The organism is Bradyrhizobium sp. USDA 4541 (genome assembly GCF_024171085.1).
Lineage (GTDB): Bacteria > Pseudomonadota > Alphaproteobacteria > Rhizobiales > Xanthobacteraceae > Bradyrhizobium > Bradyrhizobium australafricanum.
In genome coordinates this window covers 1,362,698-1,382,336 of record NZ_JALJZF010000001.1, presented here as the reverse complement: position 1 = coordinate 1,382,336, position 19,639 = coordinate 1,362,698, and the positions used below count along the sequence as shown (strand labels likewise).

Genomic DNA, 19,639 nt, shown 5'->3' with positions numbered 1-19,639 from the left:
TCAGCCGCCGATCGTCTCGATCGTCACGTTCCGGTTGGTGTAGACGCAGATATCGGCGGCGATATCCAGCGCGCGGCGGACGATGGTCTCGGCGTCCTTGTCGGTATCGACCAGCGCGCGGGCCGCGGCGAGGGCGTAATTGCCGCCGGAACCGATCGCCATGACCCCGGATTCGGGCTCCAGCACGTCGCCGGTGCCGGTCAGCACCAGGGAAACGTCCTTGTCGGCCACGATCATCATGGCCTCCAGCCGGCGCAGGTAGCGGTCGGTCCGCCAGTCCTTGGCGAGCTCGACGGCCGCCCGGGTGAGCTGCCCCGGATATTGCTCCAGTTTGCTTTCCAGTCGCTCGAACAGGGTGAAGGCGTCGGCGGTGGCGCCGGCAAAGCCGCCGATCACGTCGCCCTTGCCGATCCGGCGGACCTTCCTGGCATTGGCCTTGATCACGGTCTGGCCGATCGAGACCTGCCCGTCGCCGCCAATCACCACCTTGCCGCCCTTGCGGACCGTGCAGATTGTGGTGCCATGCCAGACCGGCAGCTCATTTGGGGATGCTTGCATAGGTTACCTCTCTTCCGGGCAGATTTAGGCGGTCGGGCAGGGGGTTACAATCGGGACGAAATCGGCGTGTTTTCAGGCGAAGTGGGCACCGGTTCGCGTGAGGAAAGCGCGGCAGAACCAGATCGACAACGAATTCCGGTCACCATGGCCGGAAGTTGGGGCGTTTCGAGGTCATCCCGCAGTAGCGAAGGTGACATCAGCCTGTTAAAAGACCGGCGTTTTCGGCACGGGAAAGCTTAATTTTCATGCGCACCGCAACCATCAAGCGCAAGACCAAGGAGACCGACATCGAGGTGACGGTCAACCTCGACGGAGCAGGCGTATCCACGGTTTCGACCGGGATCGGCTTCTTCGACCATATGCTCGACCTCCTGGCCCGGCATTCGCGCATCGACATCACGGTGAAGGCGGATGGCGATCTCCATGTCGATTACCACCACACCACCGAAGACGTCGGGATCGCGCTCGGACAGGCCGTGAAGCAGGCGCTCGGCAACATGGCCGGCATCACCCGCTATGCCTCGATCCACATGCCGATGGACGAGACGCTCTCGCGCGTCGTGATCGACATTTCCGGCCGCCCGGTGCTGGTGTTCAAGGCCGAATTCCCGCGCGACAAGATCGGTGAGTTCGACACCGAGCTGGTGCGCGAATGGTTCAACGCCTTCGCGATGAACGCCGGCGTGACTCTGCACGTCGAGACCCTATATGGCGAGAACAGCCATCATATCGCCGAATCCTGTTTCAAGGGTCTGGCGAGGGCGCTGCGGACGGCAATTGCGATCGATCCGCGTGCCCAGGGCGAAGTGCCCTCGACCAAGGGTCAGCTCGGCGGCTGATCTCTGGAGCATGATCCGGAAGAGTGGATGCCGGTTTTCCGAAAGATCATGCTTTAAATAAGAGTCCATCCTCGGCGGAGCGTTCGATGCCGGTCTATACAGTGCATGCCCCCGTGGCCAACGGCGCCGATCTCGCGGCGACCGACAAGTTCGTCTTCGTGCGAGACGGCTTCCATTTCTGGGCCGCGGTTGCGGGGGTGATCTGGCTGGCCTGGCATCGGCTCTGGCTGGCGCTGATCGGCTGGTTCGTTCTTACTTTCGTGATCGATTACGCGCTGGCCAAGCTTGGCGTCGGCCGCAGCGCGATCTTCTTCGTCGACCTGGTGCTGATGGTGTTGCTCGGCCTCGAGGCCGCGACCCTGCAGCGCTGGACGCTGTCGCGGCGCAGGTGGCGCCAGATCGACATCGTCGTGGGTGACGACGTGGAGGCCGCCGAGCGCCGTTTCTTCGCGCGCTGGACCGCGCGGCATCGCGGCGCCGTCAACGATCAGCGCTCGGTCGATCGCGGCGGGCCGCCACCAACCCGCGACGTTCCGGGTCAGTCATTCTCAAAACCCCCGGCGATGCCGCAGGGCGGCATCATCGGATTGTTTCCAGAGCCAGGAGGATCGCGATGACCGTTGCAATCGTCGATTACGGCTCCGGCAATCTGCATTCGGCGGCCAAGGCCTTTGAGCGCGCCGCACGCAGCATGGAGGATCCGCAAGCCATCAAGGTGACGCGCGATCCCGATGCGGTGTATCGCGCCGATCGCATCGTGCTGCCCGGTGTCGGCGCCTTCGCCGATTGCCGCCGCGGCGTCGACGCGGTCGACGGCATGCTGGAGGCGCTGACCGAGGCGGTGCGGGTCAAGGCGCGGCCGTTCTTCGGTATCTGCGTCGGCATGCAGCTGATGGCGACGCGCGGCAAGGAGCACGTGATCACCGAGGGCTTCAACTGGATCGGCGGCGATGTCGAGAAGATCGAGCCGCGCGACGAGAGCCTGAAGGTCCCGCATATGGGCTGGAATACGCTCGACATGGTGCGCGAGCATCCGGTGCTGGAGCGGCTGCCGCTCGGGCCGAAAGGACGTCACGCCTATTTCGTGCACTCCTATCACCTCAACGCCGCCAATGAGGCGGACGTGCTCGCGCGCGCCGACTATGGCGGGCCGGTGACCGCGATCGTCGGCAAGGACACCGCGATCGGCACCCAGTTTCACCCCGAGAAGAGCCAGCGCTTCGGCCTCGCTTTGATCGCCAATTTCTTGAAGTGGAAGCCGTGATTCTCTTTCCAGCGATTGATCTGAAGAACGGCCAGTGCGTGCGCCTGGAGCAGGGCGACATGGCGCGCGCCACCGTGTTCAATCTCGATCCGGCGGCGCAGGCGGCGAGCTTCGCCGCGCAGGGCTTCGAATATCTCCACGTCGTCGATCTCGACGGTGCCTTCGCCGGCAAGCCGATGAATGCGCATGCGGTGGAGGCGATGCTGAAGGCCGTCACCATGCCGGTGCAGCTCGGCGGCGGCATCCGCGACCTCAAGACCATCGAGGCCTGGCTCGACAAGGGCATTACGCGCGTCATTATCGGCACCGCGGCAGTGCGCGATCCTGAGCTGGTGAAGGGCGCGGCGAACACATTCCCCGGCCGCGTCGCGGTCGGTCTCGATGCGCGCGACGGCAAGGTGGCGGTCGAAGGCTGGGCCGAGACCTCGCACGTGACCGCGCTCGAGATCGCACAGCGCTTCGAGGATGCCGGCGTCGCCGCGATCATCTTCACCGACATCGCCCGCGACGGTCTGCTCAAGGGCCTCAATCTCGACGCCACCATCGCGCTCGCCGACCGCATCTCGATTCCAGTGATTGCCTCCGGCGGCTTTGCCTCGATCGACGACGTCAAGGCGCTGCTGGAGCCGCGTGCGAAGAAGCTGGCCGGCGCGATCGTCGGCCGTGCGCTCTATGACGGACGGCTCGATCCGGCCGCCGCCCTTCAGCTGATCCGCGGCGCGTAGGAGGAGGTCATGTTCAAGGTTCGCGTGATCCCCTGCCTCGACGTCAAGGACGGGCGCGTGGTCAAGGGCGTCAACTTCGTCGATCTGCGCGACGCCGGCGACCCGGTCGAAGCCGCGATCGCCTATGACGCCGCCGGTGCCGACGAGCTCACCTTCCTCGACATCACCGCCACCCATGAAAACCGCGGCATCATGCTCGATGTGGTGCGGCGGACCGCGGAAGCCTGCTTCATGCCGCTGACCGTGGGCGGCGGCGTCCGCACCGTCGACGACATCAAGACCCTGCTGCGCTCCGGCGCCGACAAGGTCTCGATCAATTCAGCGGCCGTCAGCCGGCGCGAATTCGTCAAGGAAGCGGCCGAGAAATACGGCGAGCAATGCATCGTGGTCGCGATCGACGCCAAGCGGGTCAAGCGCGCCGGCGGCTCGGACCGCTGGGAGATCTTCACCCATGGTGGACGGAATGCCACCGGGATCGACGCCATCGAATATGCCCAGGAGGTCGTCTCGCTCGGCGCCGGCGAAATCCTGCTGACCTCGATGGACCGGGACGGCACCAGGCAGGGCTTTGACCTGCCGCTGACCCGGGCGATCGCGGACAGTGTCCCCGTACCGGTCATCGCGTCCGGTGGTGTCGGCAATCTCGACCACCTGGTCGACGGCGTCCGCGAGGGTCACGCCACCGGCGTGCTGGCCGCGTCGATCTTCCACTTCGGGGAATTCACCATCCGCCAGGCCAAGGATCACATGGTGCGCGCCGGCCTGCCGATGCGGCTCGATCCCTAGCGTGAGCGTGGTCAGGAAAAGTGGAAACCGGTTTTCCGTGAAGACCACGCTCAAACAGGGAGAGCTGGGACTCCTTGTCACAAAAATGCTAAGTCCCCACCTAAGGGATGGTACCCGCGCGGTGCCGCTGTGCATGCTTGAGTTGAGTTGATGTCGCGTTTCACGGTCCACGATCTGGCCGCCACCATCGACGCCCGCGCTGCAACGGGCGGTGAGGCGTCCTACACCCGCAAGCTGCTCGACAAGGGCGCGGAGCATTGCGCCAAGAAATTGGGCGAGGAAGCGGTCGAGACCGTGATCGCCGCGGTCGAGAATGACCGCGATCACCTCATCGCCGAAAGTGCCGATCTCGTGTTTCACCTGCTGGTTCTGTTGAAATCCCGCGGCGTGAAGCTGGAGGACGTCGAGGCCGCGCTGGAGAAGCGCACCTCGATGTCGGGACTGGAAGAGAAGGCGTCGCGCAAGCGCGACTAGCGCAAATGATCGAGCGCATCGAGAGGGGCGGCCTCATGGACATCCGGGCACCAGATCAACAGTACAACCCCTACCGCATCTTCACGCGCCAGCAATGGTCGCATCTGCGTGACGATACGCCGATGACGCTCGAGCCCGGCGAGTTCGATCGCCTGCGTTCGATGCACGATCGCCTCGATTTGCAGGAGGTCGAGGACATCTACCTGCCGCTGTCGCGGCTGCTTTCGATTTATGTCGACTCGACGCAGCGGCTGTATTACTCGCAGCGCCAGTTCCTCAACATCCGCGACCGCAAGATGCCCTACATCGTCGGCGTCGCCGGATCCGTCGCGGTCGGCAAGTCGACCACGGCACGCGTGCTGCAGGCGCTGCTGGCGCGCTGGTCGCCGCGGCCGAAGGTCGATCTGATCACGACCGACGGTTTCCTGTTTCCGAACGCGGTGCTCGAGCGGCAGGGCATCATGCAGAAGAAGGGCTTTCCGGAAAGCTACGACCTGCCGACGCTGCTGTCGTTCCTCAGCGACATCAAGGCGGGGCGGCGCCGCGTGCGCGCGCCGGTCTATTCGCATCTGACCTACGACATCGTGCCGAACAAATGGGTCGAGATCGACCAGCCGGACATCCTGATCGTCGAGGGCGTCAACGTGCTGCAGACCGGGCGGCTGCCGCGCGACGGCAAGGCGGTGCCGTTCGTCTCCGACTTCTTCGACTTCTCGGTCTATATCGACGCCGACGAGGCCGTGCTGCGGGAGTGGTACATCAAGCGCTTCCTGGCGCTGCGCGACACCGCGTTCACCGATCCGAGGTCCTACTTCCACCGCTACGCGCCGCTGTCGGACGAGGAAGCAACGGCGACCGCGATCGCGATCTGGGAGCGCACCAACCTCGCCAATCTCGAGGACAACATCCTGCCGACCCGCCCGCGCGCGACGCTGATCCTGAAGAAGGGCGCCGACCACGTGGTGCAGTCGGTCGCGCTGCGCCGGCTGTAGCCGGCACCGCATTCCGGCGAACGCGCCACATCACAGCTGTCGTCCCCGCGAACGCGGGGACCCATAGCCACAGGTGTCTGTGATTTGCAGCGCTGTAGCCCCAGCGGGCGTAAAACTGGCTTCGGTGGTTATGGGTCCCTGCTTGCGCACTAGCGTATATACATATCCTCCGCAGTCTTTCCGGAGTCTTCTCAAAGAGTTGGCCGAAAACCGCAGAGAGCTTACTCATCGCACTAGGGTTGCGCCCGCCGATTTCGGCTCTCGCCTAGTAGCTAACCCCTTGATGATGAGTCGGTTTTCTAGCCTCGAAGAGATGTGTAAATGCCCTAGTGCTTGCGCAGGGACGACACTGAGGTATTGGCTGCTACGCCGCAATGTGCCGCGCGGCGGCGAGGCCCGCGAGCGCTTCTTCCAGCTTTTCGCGGTCGAGCGGCTTGATCAGAAAACCGTCCATGCCGGCTTCGAAGCAGGCGTAGCGGTCTTCCACCAGCGTATTTGCCGTCAGTGCCAGGATCGGGGTCCGGCGGACGGATTGTGCCGCTTCATGGGTGCGGATCTGCTTGGTGGTCTCGATGCCGTTGAGGCGCGGCATCTGGATGTCCATCAGCACGAGATCATAGGGCGTGCCGGCTGAGGTCGCCGACAGCCAGGACTCCATCGCCTGCTCACCATTGGTGGTGATGACCACGTTGTGGCCGAGCCGGGTGAGCAGCGAGCGCATCAACAGCGCGTTGATCTCATTGTCCTCGGCGACCAGGATCGAGAACCCCTTGTCCGGCAGCGCGGATGCAAGCGCAGCGGGCGCGGACTCGGCGGCCGCCTCGATCGCAAGGCTCGGCGCAGCGACTTCCGGCGATGCGGTCAGGCGCGCGGCGAGCGACGACGCGCGCAATGGCTTCACCAGGTAACCGGTGAACATGGCTGACTCGGAAGCCGAAAGGTCCTGCCGCGTCGCCGGCGTGAACATCACGATGCGATGGGTTGCATGGAGGCGGGCGGCGTCGGCAAACGCCTCCATCGCCGGCGTGCCGAGCGTGTGATCGATCAGCACCGCGTGCCAGCTCCGCTCCGGCAGCAGCGCCTCGGCGACGTTGGCATCCGACACGATGCAGGTCTGTGCGCCCCAGCGCTGCAACCGCCGCGAGATCAGCGAGACCTCGATGCTGTGTGGCGCCACCAGCATGATCGACTGTCCCGTCAAGTCGGGCGCGGCGAAGCCGTTGGCCTCGCCGGTATCGGCGGCGACGAGCGGGATCGACACCTCGAAGGTTGAGCCGGCGCCTGGCGTGCTTGCGAGCGTGATGCGGCCGCCCATCCGCTTGACGATGCGGTCGCTGATCGAGAGGCCGAGGCCGGTGCCGCCATAGCTGCGCGCGATCCGGTCGTCGGCCTGCTCGAACTCCCGGAAAATACGCTGCTGCGCTTCCGGCGCGATGCCGATGCCGGTGTCGCGAACCAGGAAGCTGATCTCGTTCGGCCAGATGCCGGGCTCGACGATCAGCGCCACGCCACCGGTCGCGGTGAACTTGATGGCGTTGCCGGCGAGATTGAGCAGCACCTGACGCAGCCGCGCGGCGTCGCCGGTCACCTGCATCGGCAGCCGTTCGTCGACATAGGCGGCGATCTCGATGCCCTTGGTTTGCGCGCGCGGCGCCAGCAGCTCGGTGATGTCCTCGATCAGGCCGGACAGCGCGAACGCGCGCTGTTCGAGATCGATCTTGCCGGCCTCGATCTTGGAATAGTCGAGCAGCTCCTCGATCAGTGCGAGCAGCGCGTCGCCCGATGTCTTGACCGCCTTGACGTAGGTCATCTGCTCCGGCGTCAGCTGCGTATCCATCAGCAATCCGCTCATGCCGATGATGCCGTTCAGGGGAGTGCGGATCTCGTGGCTCGCCATCGCAAGGAAGCGCGACTTGGCGCGGTTGGCGGCGTCGGCCTGATCGCGCGCTTCGGCGAGCGCGTGCTCGCTCTCGGTGCGGTCGGTGACGTCGCGGCCGACGCTCTGCATCTCTGCAGGCGCGCCGGCATCGTTGCGCACGAGGCCTTCACGCCAGGCGATCCAGCGCGGTCCGAGCGGTCCCTCGATCTTCTGGTCGTAGACCCGCGTGCCGTTGGATTCGAGCGCGGTGTCGCCTTGTTCGAGCACCTTCAGCGTTGCGGTGCTGCCGATCAATTCGCTGCGGGGCCTCTGCGCCAGCTCGCAATAGGCATCGTTGGCATAGGTGATGAGCCCCTCGAGGTCGCGCAGCACGATCAAATCGTCCTGCGCCTCGAACAGGGTAGAGGCGCGCTGCTCGGCCTCCTGCAGTTCCCAGTTGCGGTCGGCCATCGCTTCATTGTGCATGGCGATGGTGCGCAGCCGCTTGCGCATCAGCCGCAGGCGGATGCCGAGCGTCACGATCCAAAGGCAGGCGAGCGCGAACAGGAAGCTGACCCCGATCGCGAATGCATTGGGATCGTAGCCGCTCTGTTGCGAGAGCGCGCCCGAAATGAACCCGAAGGCGCTGCCAAACGCGACGGAGAAGATCGTGAACGAGCGCACGATCGTCGCGAGCCAGGAATGGCGCCGGAGGAAGCGGCGAAGGCGCAACTTGATCCGGAAGAAACGCCCCATCAATGGTGACCCTGAGACAGCTTGATCTGGCGCTGACGATGCGTCGGCCAGCTTGCAAAGTGCTTGAAATTGGTGGCCATTTCGCGCTGCCCTCAGAACAAGGTTAGCGGGAGGTTAATTCCGCCATGACCCGGTTCGGGACGCGCGTGTCAGGTGCGGGCGATGCGGCTTCAAGTCGGCGGTGTCCGCCGCGGGCGCTGACGATCAAGGCCGCGGCATCCCGCGCCGAGAACGTCTTCGATTGCACGAAGACACGGTAGTCGGACGGGCCAGCATCACGCGTCAGATAGATGACGGGGCCGGTTGCCGAGGCATCGCCGGAAATCCCGATCAGCTGCGCCGTCGCGCTGCTCTCGCAGGCGCCGGCCTCGGCGTCGTCGATGTCGTCGATCACGGTGAAGTCGGCGGCGTCGGCGCTGTCGGCGATCTGGACCCGGACGGTGGCCTGGCTGGGGTCGTCAGTGAAGCTGACGTGAAGCTGCGCCAGCCAGGGGATCGATGCGATCTGCATTGTGGCGCCGCCCACCTCGATGCAGGGCCGCGGGCCCGGCAGGAATTCGGCGCGGGCAAGGACCGCGGCCACGGCAAGGGGGACCACCGAGGTCAGAATCTTCAAACGCAACATGACACAACTCGCTCGACCCAAGCTTGCCGCCGATCGCGGTGCTTATGGTTTGCGGAGCGTAAATGAGAGTGGTTACTGTCACGTTGACGCGGCGGGCACCGGGCGGAAGGCGAGGGAGATCACGCCGCGCGGCGCAAATCGTCGGCCAATGCACGATAGGACAGCGCTTCGGCGAGATGAAGCCGGCCGATCGTCTCGGCGCCGTCGAGATCGGCAAGCGTGCGCGCCACCCGCAGCACGCGGTGATAGCCGCGCGCGGTGAGGTGCATGTTGTCGGCGGCCTCGCGCAGCAGCTTCTGCCCATGCGCGTCGGGTTGCGCGATGGTCTCGAGCAGCGAACTCGGCGCTTCCGCATTGGTGCGGACATGCGGCATGCCGGCAGCCGCATAGCGCGCGAGCTGGATGTCGCGCGCGGCCGCGACGCGGGCGGCAACCTCGGCCGATCCCTCCGCCGGCGGCGGCAGGATCAGATCGGCCGCGGTCACGGCGGGCACCTCGATCCGCAGGTCGATGCGATCCATCAGCGGGCCGGAGATCCGCATCTGGTAGTCGCCGGTGCAGCGGTCGAGCCGGCCGCGCTTGCAGGAATAGCCGGGTTCATAGGCATGGCCGCAACGGCACGGGTTCATGGCTGCGACCAGCATGAAGCGCGCCGGATAGGTGACGCGATGGTTGGCCCTGCTCACCGAAACCTCGCCGTTCTCCAGCGGCTGACGCAGCGAATCCAGCACGCGCGGATCGAACTCCGGCAATTCGTCGAGGAACAGCACGCCCTGATGCGCCAGCGAGATCTCGCCCGGTTTGGCGCGCATGCCGCCGCCGGTCAGCGCGGCCATGCTGGCGGAATGATGCGGGCTGCGGAACGGGCGTCGCGCGGTCAGGGCGCCGTCGCGGATCTCGCCGGCAACCGAGGCGATCATCGAGACTTCGAGCAGCTCCGACGGCGACAGCGGCGGCAGGATCGAGGGCAGTCGCGCCGCCAGCATCGATTTGCCGGCGCCGGGCGAGCCGATCATCAGAAGATGATGACCGCCGGCGGCGGCGATCTCGAGCGCGCGTTTCGCGCTCTCCTGGCCCTTGATGTCGCGCAGGTCCAAAAGCGTTTCCTCGCGCTCATGCACCTTCGGCTGCGGCCGCGACAGCACCTGCGTGCCCTTGAAGTGGTTGGCGATCTGGATCAGCGAATCTGCCGCGATGATCTGGATGTCCGGACTGGCCCAGGCGGCTTCCGAGCCGCAGGCGGCCGGGCAGATCAATCCCTCGTCGCGCGAATTGGCGCCGATTGCCGCGGGCAGCACGCCCGCCACCGGCGCGAGCGAGCCGTCGAGCCCGAGCTCGCCGAGCACGGTGAAGCCGTTCAGCGCATCCGGCGGGATCGCGCCGATCGCCGCCATCAGGCCGAGCGCGATCGGCAGGTCGTAATGGCTGCCCTCCTTGGGCAGGTCGGCGGGTGCGAGGTTGACGGTGATGCGGCGGGCGGGAAGCGCGAGGCCGGAGGCGATCAGCGCCGAACGCACGCGTTCGCGGGCTTCCGACACCGCCTTGTCGGGCAGGCCGACGATGGCGAATGCGGGCAATCCCGGCGCAACCTGGACCTGCACGTCGACCGCGCGGGCCTCGATCCCCTCGAATGCGACGGTGGAAACGCGCTGAACCATGCTGCCCCTATCTTCCGCAATCGAAGGTAGCGGAACCGGGCGACAAGTGCAAGAACATTACAGGAACATTCGCGACACCGAGGGCTGGTCGCCCGGTACCAATTCACCGCGCGGCGAATCCGCTTCCGGCCGGTGCGGAGGCGTCGGGCGTCGCGCGCGATGACGCGCGCCTCGCGCGATCGAACACAGCTCGCATCGTCGACAACTGCAGGAATCATTCTCAAGAATCATTCCAGCACGACGAGCATCGCGCGCTTATTGTCGCAGCGTGTCGTCGATTTCCTTGCTGTTTCAGCGATCGCACGCTGATCGCGCGCGCAGTCTCGATCTATTCCAACTGCCGAGGTCTGTACTCGCGAGCCCCGCGCTGTAGAGCCGGATCACAAATCCATCCAGGCTGACATCAGGGGCGCCTTCGCGTGATCGGTCGACTTGTTTCGCATTCCACCCGTCAACATCCAGCGCTGCGAACGATCGGTCTATGTACCGCCGCCGTCCTTGCCGCAGGAGTCGCGACCGAACGCGCCGACGCGCAATCGGAACTGCCGCCGGTGAGCGTGGACGCGCCTCAGCAGCGCGCGATCACTGCGAATGCAAAACCGGTTCGTCGTCCGGTGGCCGCACGCGCGAGCCGCGCCAATCGTGTGGCTCGATCCCAGCAGGCGACGACGCCAGCTGCGGCACGATCCGGTGCCGGCGCCGGCGAGCGAGCCGGCGGTCCGGTGGTCGGGTTCGTTGCCACGCGTTCGGGCACGGCGACCAAGACCGACACGCCGCTGATCGAAATCCCGCAATCGATCTCGGTCGTCACCACGGACCAGATCAGGAACCAGGGTGCGGAATCGGTGGGCGCGGCATTGCGCTACACCGCAGGGGTCAGCGGCGACGTGAATGGCGGCTCGGACACCCGCTTCGGCGGCCTGCAGATCCGCGGCTTCGACATGACGATGCCGGGCCTCTATCTCGACGGCCTGCGGCTGCCGAGCAGCAATTATGTGCACTTCCTCGGGCTCGATCCGTACGGAGCCGAGCGCCTCGAGGTCCTGAAAGGGCCATCCTCGGCGATGTTCGGCGGCAGCGGCACCGGCGGCATCCTCAACTATGTCAGCAAGCTGCCGACCGCGCGCGAGTTCGGGGAAGTGTCGCTGTCGGGCGGCAGCTTCAACCGCTATCAGGGCGAGTTCGACATCGGCGGCCGCGCCAACAAGGAAGGGACGGTGCTGTGGCGCCTGACCGGCGTCGCGCGCGATGGCGAGACCCAGGTCGACTACACCAAGGACAATCGCGTCTTCATCGCGCCCGCCGTCACCGTGAAGCCGAATGAGGACACCACGATCACCTTCCTCGCGAACTACCAGAAGGAACGCACCGGCTGGGGCCTGCAATTCCTGCCGCCGTCCGGCACCGTCTGGGCCAACAACGGCCGCTACATTCCGAACACGCGCTTCGTCGGCGAGCCCGGCTTCAACCAGTTCGACACCGAGCAATCCTCGGTCGGCTACATGCTGTCGCACGACTTCAACGAGGCGCTGACCTTCCGCCAGAACCTGCGCTATTCGTGGATGCACAACGAGCAGAAGAGCTTCTACGGCACCGGCTATGCATCGGCGGCCGACGAAGCCGCGGGCCTGCTGTCGCGCGGCGGCGCCGGCGGCAGCTCGACGATCGATTCCTTCGCGGTCGACAACCAGCTGCAGGGCAAGTTCGTCACCGGCATGCTGAGCCACACGACGCTGTTCGGCGTCGATTACCGCAACACCTCGTTCCGCGACATGGCCTCGAGCTACAGCACCGGCAAGCTCAACGTCTTTGCGCCAGTCTATACCAACAGCTGGACCTACAACGGACCGTATGACGACACCGGCATCAAGCAGTCGCAGGCCGGCTTCTATCTGCAGGACCAGATCAGGCTCGGCCGGCTGTCGTTTCTGCTTGGCGGGCGGCAGGATTTCGTCACTACCGACCTCGACAACAATCTCGCGAAAACGTCGACGTCGACCGACGCCTCGGCATTCACCGGTCGCGCCGCCGTGATGTACAATTTCGACAACGGCATCGCGCCCTATTTCAGCTATTCGGAGTCATTCCTGCCGGTGCTGAGCACCAATGCCGCCGGCGAGCTGCTGAAGCCGGAGTCCGGCGTGCAGTACGAAATCGGCGTCAAGTACCAGCCGGTCGGCATCAATGCGCTGATCACGCTGGCCGCCTTCGACCTGACCCGGTCCAACGTCGTCACCTACGCGCCGCCGTTCTATTTCGCCGAGCAGACCGGCGAAGTCAGGTCGCGCGGCGTTGAGCTCGAAGGCACCGCGACGCTGGTCGAGGGCGTCAACATCCGCGGCGGCTACGCCTATGTCGACGCTGAAGTCACCAAGGATCCCGTCAATGTCGGCAAGGCGCCGACCACGGTGCCGCTCAACCGTTTCTCGCTGTGGGGCGATTACACCGTTCAGGGCGGCCCGCTCGCCGGCGTCCAGTTCGGGGCCGGCGTCCGCTATGTCGGATCGACGTTCGGTGACGACGCCAACACCTTCAAGGTGCCGGCGTCGACGGTCGTCGATGCGCTCGTCGCCTATACCAGGGACAATTATCGCCTCTCTCTCAACGTCACCAACCTCGCCGATACGCGCTACGTGGCAGCCTGCTACGGCAACACCAGCTGCTTCTACGCGGAGGGCCGCAAGGCGATCGCGAAGCTGACCTATCGCTGGTGATCACCCCACAACTTGCTGAAATCCCCATGAGACCCATCTTCGGACGACTGCATCGCTGGGCGGGCCTTGTCACCGCGGCCTTCCTGTTCTTCTCGGGCGTCACCGGCGCGATCATCTCGTGGGACCACGAGATCGACGATGTGCTCAACAGGAAGCTGTTCGAGGTGACAAGCTCCGGACCGGCGATCCCGTCGGTGGAGCTCGCCCGGCTGATCGAGCAGCGCGATCATCGCGCCCGCGTCGTCCACATGTTCATGACGACGGAGAAGGGCGAATCGCTGTGGTTCTTCGTGCTGCCGCGGATCGATCCGGCGACCGGCAAACGCTACACGCTCGACTACAACCAGGTCTTCCTCGATCCAAACACCGGCGTCGAGCTCGGACGCCGCTATTGGGGCGCGGTCTGGCCGGTGACCCGCGAAAACTTCGTCTCGTTCCTCTACAAGCTGCATTACACGATGCATATCCCCGAATTCTTGGGCAGCGATCGCTGGGGCATGCGCTTCCTCGGCGTCATCGCCGTGATCTGGACGATCGATTGTTTCGTCGGCTTCTACCTGACCCTGCCGTCGCGGCGGCGCGCAAGTGCACAGCGGGCGTCGGCGATATCAGGCCCGCGCGGCAAGAGCTTCTGGACCCGCTGGGCACCGGCCTGGAAGATCAAGACCTCAGGCAGCGCCTATCGAATCAATTTCGACATTCATCGCGCCTTCAGCCTGTGGACCTGGGCGTTGCTGTTCGTGATCGCATTCACGGCATTCTCGCTGAACCTCTATTTCGAGGTGTTCTCGCCGTTGATGAAGACCGTGTCCGACTACACGCCGACACCCTACGAGCAGCGACCATACCGTCATCTCGACGATCCGATCGAGCCGAGGATCACCTATGCGGAGATCGCCGCGCGCGCCGCGGCCGACGGCAAGGCGCGCGGCTGGACCACGCCCATCGGTTCGATCAATTATGGTCCGGCCCACGGCGTCTATGCGGTCGCATTCTTCGAGCCGGGCGACGAACATGGCGCGGCGGGCGTCGGGCCGGCGCAGCTTTACTACGACAGCGAGGACGGTCGTCCGCTTGGCGAGCGGCTGCCATGGGTCGGCACCGCAGCCGACGTGTTCGTGCAGATGCAGTTTCCGTTGCATTCCGGCCGGATCGCCGGCCTGCCCGGGCGCATCCTGATCTCGCTGATGGGATTGGTGGTCGCGGCGCTGTCAGTGACGGGCGTCGTGATCTGGTGGCGCAAACGTCGTGCGCGGATTGGCGCGCGAGAGACGATGCGCACTCGCTCCGCGAGCCGCCTTGCGCCGGCGGAATAGGCCGGGCGCCCTGTGCACTCCTTACACCGGGCGGCAAATGCATTCGGGAGCGGCGGCGGCCGCTCCCGAGGCAGTCCGTCTTCGCAATCAGTCCGTCACAGGTTCATCTGCATCGGCTCCGGATAGTAGTGGAAGCCTTCGCCGGCCTTGGCGACGTGGCCGTAGCCCGGCCAAGCGAAGTGATAGGACATCACGGCCGTCTTGTTCGCGGCCAGCATTTCCAGCAGCTTGACCCGCGACGCCGCTGCCTGCTTCGGATCGGTGTCGTAGGAGAACTCCATCCGCGGACGCTCCAGCAGCAGCACCGCGTGATGCGAGAGGTCGCCGAGGAAGGCGAAGGATTTGCCGCCCGAGCTCACCATGAAGATGGTGTGTCCCACGGTGTGGCCGGGCGCTGCGATTGCCGTCACGCCGGGCAGGAATTCCTGGCCGTCCTTGAAGAACACGATGCGGTCGCGCACCGGCAGCAGGTTCTTGCGGGCATGCACGATGAAATCCTTCAACGGGCTGCCCATCTTGCCTTCGTCGGTCCAGAACTCGAGATCGCTCTGCGCGATGTAGTATTGCGCATTCGGGAACAACGGCTTGTCGTTGGCGCCGACGATGCCGCCGATATGATCGATATGCGCGTGCGACAGCACGACGGCGTCGATGTCCTCCGGCTTGATGCCGGCTTCCTGCATGCTCTTCTGCTGCCGCCCGGTGGTCTTGCCGAATAGTTGCGACGTGCCCATGCCGGTGTCGAACAGGATCAGCTTGTCGCCGGTGTTGACGATCGGCGAATTCTGCTCGAGCACGACATTGTCGGGCGAGAGGAAGTTGTCGGAGAGCATCTTCTTCACCTCCTCCTTCGGCACACCGGTGAAGGTGCCGGAGGGGTCGCCGAGCGGAAGCGGCCCGTCGGATACGACGGTCACTTCGGCTTCGCCGAGCATGAAGCGGTGCCAGTAGGGTGTCTGCGTGCCGAGCTTCGGCGCGCGTGCCTGTGCGGTGCCCCCGAGCAGGGTGCTGGCGCCGAGACCGGCACCGAGCGCGAGCAAGGATCGTCGTGAGACATTGAGCGTCATAACGTCTTCCTCCAGAATTTTTATAAGATTTTCGCGTTGTGCCCGCGCGTTGACCCGCTGCTTGACCTGACGCAGGCAAGCGGATGCTGCCCTCGCCCGCGCAAGCTGGCAAGAAGAATAAGGAGAACGCATGCGCGATCGAACGCTGGCTAAAATTTCAGCCAGCTGTGCGGCGCACAAGGGAGGATTATTTCGCGGCGCGCTTCTTCTCGATGGTATCCCAGATCATCGCCGCGACGTCGGGGCCATTGAGCCGTTGGATTGCGCGGATGCCGGTCGGCGAGGTGACGTTGATCTCGGTCAGGTTGCCGTCGATCACGTCGATGCCGACGAACAGCAGGCCGCGTTCGCGCAGCGCCGGTCCGAGCGTGGCGCAGATTTCGCGCTCGCGATCCGAGAGTTCGGTCGCCGTGGCTGCGCCGCCACGGACCATGTTGGAGCGCAGATCGTCCGCCGCCGGCACGCGGTTGACGGCGCCGGCGAACTCGCCGTCGACCAGGATGATGCGCTTGTCGCCGTGCTTCACCTCGGGAAGGAAGCGCTGGATCACCCAGGGCTCCTTGAAGGTGACGGAAAACATGTCGAACAGCGAGCCGAAGTTCATGTCCTGCGGCATCACGCGGAAGACGGCGGCGCCGCCGTGACCGTGCAACGGTTTCATGACGACGGCGCCGTGCTGGTCGCGGAATGCGTTGATCTCGTCGAGATCGCGCGAGATCAGGGTCGGCGGCATCAGCTGCGGGAAGTTCATCACGAACAGCTTTTCCGGCGCGTTGCGCACGCTGGCCGGGTCGTTGACGACCATGGTCTTCGGATGGATGCGCTCGAGGAAATGGGTCGAGGTGATGTAGGCGAGGTCGAACGGCGGATCCTGACGCAGCAGCACGACGTCGAAGCCGTTGAGTGCCTCGCGCTTCGGCTCGCCCAGCGTGAAGTGATTGCCGACCTCGTCGCGCACGGTGAGAGGCTGCACCGGCGCCACCAGCTCCTCGCCGCGCAGCGACAGCTTGTCGGGCGTGTAGTAGGAAATGCCGTGGCCGCGCTTTTGCGCCTCGAGCAGCAGCGCAAAGGTCGAATCGCCGCGAATATTGATGCGCGCGATGGGATCCATCTGGACGGCGATCTTCAATTTCATAGGCATGTTCCGCGAGGTCTGAGGATAACGTTAAGGGCTTGCATCGAATGCCGCTAACAAATGGCGCGGCAGGCTCTTCGGCGCAATCAGCACGGCGTCGAATCTGAGCTCGAATTCGGCATGTTCGGGATGCGCCATCAGCCAGGCCTGGGCGGCATTGATGATGCGCAGCTGCTGCCGCGGCGTCACCGCATAGGCAGCGTCGTCGAGGCTGGCACGGGCCTTGACCTCGACGAAGGCCAGCAGATTGCGCCGGCGCACCACCAGGTCGATCTCGCCAAAGGGGGTGCGGAAGCGTCGTGCCAGGATGCGATAGCCCTTGGCGATCAGAAGCGCTGCGGCGCGGCTCTCCGCCGAGATGCCGGTCCGGAACGCCGCGACGCGCTCGGGAGAGGCGCTGTCAGTCTTCGCCATTGCCGTCCCCGATGGTCTTCGCAAGCTCGAGGGCACGGGCATAGACCTCGCGGCGCGGCCGGCCCGACAGTTCGACCGCATGGGCGACCGCATCCTTGACGCTGCCGCGGCCGAGTTGCGCCCGCAGCAGATCGTCGAGCGCATCCTGGTCCATCACCCCGGCATCATCGGCCGGAGGTCCGATGACCAGCACGAACTCGCCGCGTGTTTCCAGCGCGTCCGCGCCTGCCGCCAGCTCGGCGACCGGCGCGCGCGTGATCGCCTCGTGCAGCTTGGTCAGCTCGCGGCAGATCGCGGCATCGCGGCCGGCCATGATCGTGGCGAGATCGCGCAGCGTGTCCTGTACGCGATTGCCCGATTCGAACATCACGAGCGTCGAATCGACCCTCGCCAGCTCGTTGAGCCGGGCGCGGCGCGCGTGCTCCTTGGCGGGCAAAAATCCCTCGAAGAAAAACCGGTCGGTCGGCAATGCCGCGACCGACAGCGCCGTCAGCACCGATGATGGCCCCGGCACCGCGATGACGGCATGCCCGGCGGCGCAGACGTCGCGCACCAGCTTGAAGCCGGGATCGGAGATCAGTGGCGTGCCGGCGTCGGAAACCAGCGCGATCGCGGCGCCCTGCGCCAGCCGCTCCAGGATTTTTGGACGGGCCTGGGCCGCGTTGTGCTCGTGGTAGAGCGCAAGCTCCGCGGCGATCGCATAACGCTCGGTCAGCCGCCGGGTAATCCTCGTGTCCTCGCAGGCGATGACGTCGACACCGGCCAGCGTTTCCAGCGCGCGCAGGGTGATGTCGGCGAGATTTCCGATCGGGGTCGCGACCAGATGGAGCCCGGGTGCTGCCCTTGGCGCGGCCAATTGCTGGCCGCCGATCGAAAATGTTCTGGCCGCAGCGCCTGTCGTGGCATCCGAACTGTGGAGGGAACTGGCTTTTGCGCGCATAATGCCAATCTAGAGGGATGGCGGCGCTTGCGCCACATCCGCAAACGGCGGTGACGGAACGCTGGCTGACGGAGGAATGGAGGCCGCGGCAAGGGCGCCGCGGGGCCATAATCCTTTTGTTTTAGTTAACTATTCGCCGAGAATATGCCTGAATCCACCCGCCTCATCAGAGCTGGATGGAGTCCTGGCTGATCACGGTCGGCCAAGAGAAGAGAGACGATGGAAGGCCCGCATCACCGCAAGTCCCCGCCGTCGGGCACCACCCGGCGGACCGCGCTCGGCCTCATCGTGGGCGCGCCGCTGCTGACGGCCTGTTCCGGCGTGCAGCAAAGCTTGAGCCAGTTTTCCAGCCCGTTCGGCGGCAACCAGGAAGGCGGTCCTGCCGGCCCGCAGCAGCACCCGCAGGCGGTCGGCACCGGGCAGGTCAAGATCGGCCTGATCCTGCCGCTGTCGGCGTCCGGCAATGCCGGGCTTGCCGCCCAGTCGATGCGGAACGCGGCCGAAATGGCGCTGGCGGAATTTCAGAACCCGAACATCCAGCTCCTGATCAAGGACGATGGCGGCAGCCCGCAGGGCGCATCGCAGGGTGCCCAGCAGGCACTGTCCGAAGGCGCCGAGATCATCCTGGGACCGCTGTTCGCAGGCTCGGTGCCGGCCGTCGCGCAACTGACGCGGCCGCGCGGAACCTCGGTGATCGCGTTCTCCACCGATTCGAGCGTGGCCGGGCGCGGCGTCTATCTGCTGAGCTTCCTGCCGGAGTCCGACATCAACCGCATCGTCGACTACTCGGCGGGGATCGGAAAGCGCTCGTTCGCCGCGATGGTGCCGGACAACGCCTATGGCAACGTGGTCGAGGCCGCGTTCAAGCAGGCGGTCGGCCGCAAGAACGGCCGCGTCGTCGCATTCGAGAAATATGGCGCCGATCGCGCGACGCCGGCGCGAACCGTGGCGCAGGCGCTCGGCCAGGCCGATGCGCTGCTGATCGCCGACGATGGTGATTCGGTGGTCGCGACCGCCGATGCCTTGACCGCAGCTGGCGCCAATCTGCGCAACATCCAGCTGCTCGGCACCGGGCTGTGGGACAATCCGCGGGTGTTCGCGAGCCCCGTCTTGCAGGGTGGCCTCTACGCCGCGCCCGATCCGTCCGGCTTCCGCAGCTTCGCCGGCCGCTACCGCGGCAAATATGGCGGCGAGCCCGTGCGCACCGCGACGCTTGCCTATGATGCCGTGGCGCTGATGGCGGCGCTCGCGCGCACGCAAGGGGCGCAGCGCTTTGCGCCGGAGACATTGACCAATCCGTCCGGCTTTGCCGGTATCGACGGTCTGTTCCGCTTCCGCTCCGACGGCACCAATGAGCGTGGCCTTGCGGTCATGAAGGTGGCCTCAGGCGGCAGCACGCCGGTGGCAGGCTCGCCGAAGAGCTTTGGCGCTTGATTTTCGTCGGGCGGTCAAGCTGCCTTGTCGAGCGCCGGCACCCGCCAGCTCCTTTGCATGGGGTTGTTTTCGATATTTTGGCAG

General features: G+C 65.4%; 18 protein-coding genes. 10 read left to right on the top strand and 8 right to left on the bottom strand.

The genetic code is table 11. From position 1 onward, the window contains the following. Positions 1–558: an ATP-dependent protease subunit HslV gene (gene hslV / locus J2R80_RS06510; RefSeq protein WP_028335798.1), complete on the bottom strand. Its 558-nt coding sequence runs from the start codon at positions 556–558 to the stop codon at positions 1–3. 245 nt (positions 559–803) lie between these two features. Between hslV and hisB the strand changes: the two genes are divergently transcribed. From hisB to coaA, 7 genes are all read left to right on the top strand, one after another. Continuing rightward, positions 804–1,397 carry an imidazoleglycerol-phosphate dehydratase HisB gene (hisB, locus tag J2R80_RS06505; RefSeq protein ID WP_016841476.1) on the top strand — a complete coding sequence of 198 codons (594 nt, stop codon included), beginning with the start codon at positions 804–806 and terminating at the stop codon, positions 1,395–1,397. A gap of 86 nt (positions 1,398–1,483) precedes the next feature. Further along, a complete protein-coding gene (locus tag J2R80_RS06500; protein ID WP_253638218.1) occupies positions 1,484–2,014 on the top strand; it encodes a DUF2628 domain-containing protein in 531 nt (176 codons plus the stop codon). Next, a complete protein-coding gene (hisH, locus tag J2R80_RS06495) occupies positions 2,011–2,661 on the top strand; it encodes an imidazole glycerol phosphate synthase subunit HisH (protein WP_253638217.1) in 651 nt (216 codons plus the stop codon). Before J2R80_RS06500 ends, hisH begins: the two co-directional genes overlap by 4 nt. Continuing rightward, positions 2,658–3,386 carry a 1-(5-phosphoribosyl)-5-[(5-phosphoribosylamino)methylideneamino]imidazole-4-carboxamide isomerase gene (hisA, locus tag J2R80_RS06490; RefSeq protein WP_076833848.1) on the top strand — a complete coding sequence of 243 codons (729 nt, stop codon included), beginning with the start codon at positions 2,658–2,660 and terminating at the stop codon, positions 3,384–3,386. The genes hisH and hisA overlap by 4 nt, the downstream gene beginning before the upstream one ends. A gap of 9 nt (positions 3,387–3,395) precedes the next feature. Further along, positions 3,396–4,172, top strand: a complete 777-nt coding sequence (gene hisF / locus J2R80_RS06485) for an imidazole glycerol phosphate synthase subunit HisF (protein WP_038382736.1) — start codon at positions 3,396–3,398, stop codon at positions 4,170–4,172. 150 nt (positions 4,173–4,322) lie between these two features. Next, positions 4,323–4,646, top strand: a complete 324-nt coding sequence (locus J2R80_RS06480) for a phosphoribosyl-ATP diphosphatase (protein ID WP_028341982.1) — start codon at positions 4,323–4,325, stop codon at positions 4,644–4,646. 35 nt (positions 4,647–4,681) lie between these two features. Then, positions 4,682–5,638 carry a type I pantothenate kinase gene (gene coaA / locus J2R80_RS06475; protein WP_253640940.1) on the top strand — a complete coding sequence of 319 codons (957 nt, stop codon included), beginning with the start codon at positions 4,682–4,684 and terminating at the stop codon, positions 5,636–5,638. 364 nt (positions 5,639–6,002) lie between these two features. Here coaA and J2R80_RS06470 read toward each other — a convergent pair whose 3' ends face one another. From J2R80_RS06470 to J2R80_RS06460, 3 genes are all read right to left on the bottom strand, one after another. Then, positions 6,003–8,252, bottom strand: coding sequence for a PAS domain-containing hybrid sensor histidine kinase/response regulator (locus J2R80_RS06470; RefSeq protein ID WP_229190433.1), 2,250 nt, complete (start codon positions 8,250–8,252; stop codon positions 6,003–6,005). A gap of 103 nt (positions 8,253–8,355) precedes the next feature. Further along, positions 8,356–8,877 carry a hypothetical protein gene (locus J2R80_RS06465; RefSeq protein WP_229190434.1) on the bottom strand — a complete coding sequence of 174 codons (522 nt, stop codon included), beginning with the start codon at positions 8,875–8,877 and terminating at the stop codon, positions 8,356–8,358. A gap of 119 nt (positions 8,878–8,996) precedes the next feature. Further along, positions 8,997–10,535, bottom strand: a complete 1,539-nt coding sequence (locus J2R80_RS06460; RefSeq protein ID WP_141339863.1) for a YifB family Mg chelatase-like AAA ATPase — start codon at positions 10,533–10,535, stop codon at positions 8,997–8,999. Positions 10,536–11,257: 722 nt separating this feature from the next. Between J2R80_RS06460 and J2R80_RS06455 the strand changes: the two genes are divergently transcribed. Beyond that, complete coding sequence (locus tag J2R80_RS06455; protein WP_253640939.1) at positions 11,258–13,249, top strand: TonB-dependent siderophore receptor; 1,992 nt, start codon at positions 11,258–11,260, stop codon at positions 13,247–13,249. 26 nt (positions 13,250–13,275) lie between these two features. Next, positions 13,276–14,565, top strand: coding sequence for a siderophore utilization protein FsrB (gene fsrB, locus J2R80_RS06450; RefSeq protein ID WP_253638216.1), 1,290 nt, complete (start codon positions 13,276–13,278; stop codon positions 14,563–14,565). 95 nt (positions 14,566–14,660) lie between these two features. On the opposite strand, the gene J2R80_RS06445 is transcribed toward fsrB, so the two are convergent. The 4 genes from J2R80_RS06445 to rsmI all read right to left on the bottom strand — a co-directional run bounded on the left by J2R80_RS06445 (position 14,661) and on the right by rsmI (position 18,121). Beyond that, on the bottom strand, positions 14,661–15,632 hold the full coding sequence (locus J2R80_RS06445; RefSeq protein WP_057020349.1) for an MBL fold metallo-hydrolase: 972 nt from the start codon (positions 15,630–15,632) through the stop codon (positions 14,661–14,663). Between the two features lie 187 nt (positions 15,633–15,819). Further along, a complete protein-coding gene (gene gshB / locus J2R80_RS06440) occupies positions 15,820–16,767 on the bottom strand; it encodes a glutathione synthase (protein ID WP_253638215.1) in 948 nt (315 codons plus the stop codon). A gap of 30 nt (positions 16,768–16,797) precedes the next feature. Beyond that, positions 16,798–17,181, bottom strand: coding sequence for a YraN family protein (locus tag J2R80_RS06435; RefSeq protein WP_028335783.1), 384 nt, complete (start codon positions 17,179–17,181; stop codon positions 16,798–16,800). Further along, positions 17,168–18,121, bottom strand: coding sequence for a 16S rRNA (cytidine(1402)-2'-O)-methyltransferase (rsmI, locus tag J2R80_RS06430; protein ID WP_253638214.1), 954 nt, complete (start codon positions 18,119–18,121; stop codon positions 17,168–17,170). Before rsmI ends, J2R80_RS06435 begins: the two co-directional genes overlap by 14 nt. A 219-nt stretch (positions 18,122–18,340) precedes the next feature. Here rsmI and J2R80_RS06425 point away from each other — a divergent pair, with 219 nt between their 5' ends. After that, positions 18,341–19,555 carry a penicillin-binding protein activator gene (locus tag J2R80_RS06425; RefSeq protein ID WP_253638213.1) on the top strand — a complete coding sequence of 405 codons (1,215 nt, stop codon included), beginning with the start codon at positions 18,341–18,343 and terminating at the stop codon, positions 19,553–19,555. Positions 19,556–19,639 lie beyond the last annotated feature (84 nt).

Coding starts and splice junctions, on each gene's coding strand:
- hslV (WP_028335798.1), bottom strand. CDS start 558: ATGCAAGCATCCCCAAATGAGCTGCCGGTCTGGCATGGCACCACAATC.
- hisB (WP_016841476.1), top strand. CDS start 804: ATGCGCACCGCAACCATCAAGCGCAAGACCAAGGAGACCGACATCGAG.
- J2R80_RS06500 (WP_253638218.1), top strand. CDS start 1,484: ATGCCGGTCTATACAGTGCATGCCCCCGTGGCCAACGGCGCCGATCTC.
- hisH (WP_253638217.1), top strand. CDS start 2,011: ATGACCGTTGCAATCGTCGATTACGGCTCCGGCAATCTGCATTCGGCG.
- hisF (WP_038382736.1), top strand. CDS start 3,396: ATGTTCAAGGTTCGCGTGATCCCCTGCCTCGACGTCAAGGACGGGCGC.
- J2R80_RS06480 (WP_028341982.1), top strand. CDS start 4,323: ATGTCGCGTTTCACGGTCCACGATCTGGCCGCCACCATCGACGCCCGC.
- coaA (WP_253640940.1), top strand. CDS start 4,682: ATGGACATCCGGGCACCAGATCAACAGTACAACCCCTACCGCATCTTC.
- J2R80_RS06470 (WP_229190433.1), bottom strand. CDS start 8,252: ATGGGGCGTTTCTTCCGGATCAAGTTGCGCCTTCGCCGCTTCCTCCGG.
- J2R80_RS06465 (WP_229190434.1), bottom strand. CDS start 8,877: ATGTTGCGTTTGAAGATTCTGACCTCGGTGGTCCCCCTTGCCGTGGCC.
- J2R80_RS06460 (WP_141339863.1), bottom strand. CDS start 10,535: ATGGTTCAGCGCGTTTCCACCGTCGCATTCGAGGGGATCGAGGCCCGC.
- fsrB (WP_253638216.1), top strand. CDS start 13,276: ATGAGACCCATCTTCGGACGACTGCATCGCTGGGCGGGCCTTGTCACC.
- J2R80_RS06445 (WP_057020349.1), bottom strand. CDS start 15,632: ATGACGCTCAATGTCTCACGACGATCCTTGCTCGCGCTCGGTGCCGGT.
- gshB (WP_253638215.1), bottom strand. CDS start 16,767: ATGAAATTGAAGATCGCCGTCCAGATGGATCCCATCGCGCGCATCAAT.
- J2R80_RS06435 (WP_028335783.1), bottom strand. CDS start 17,181: ATGGCGAAGACTGACAGCGCCTCTCCCGAGCGCGTCGCGGCGTTCCGG.
- rsmI (WP_253638214.1), bottom strand. CDS start 18,121: ATGCGCGCAAAAGCCAGTTCCCTCCACAGTTCGGATGCCACGACAGGC.
- J2R80_RS06425 (WP_253638213.1), top strand. CDS start 18,341: ATGGAAGGCCCGCATCACCGCAAGTCCCCGCCGTCGGGCACCACCCGG.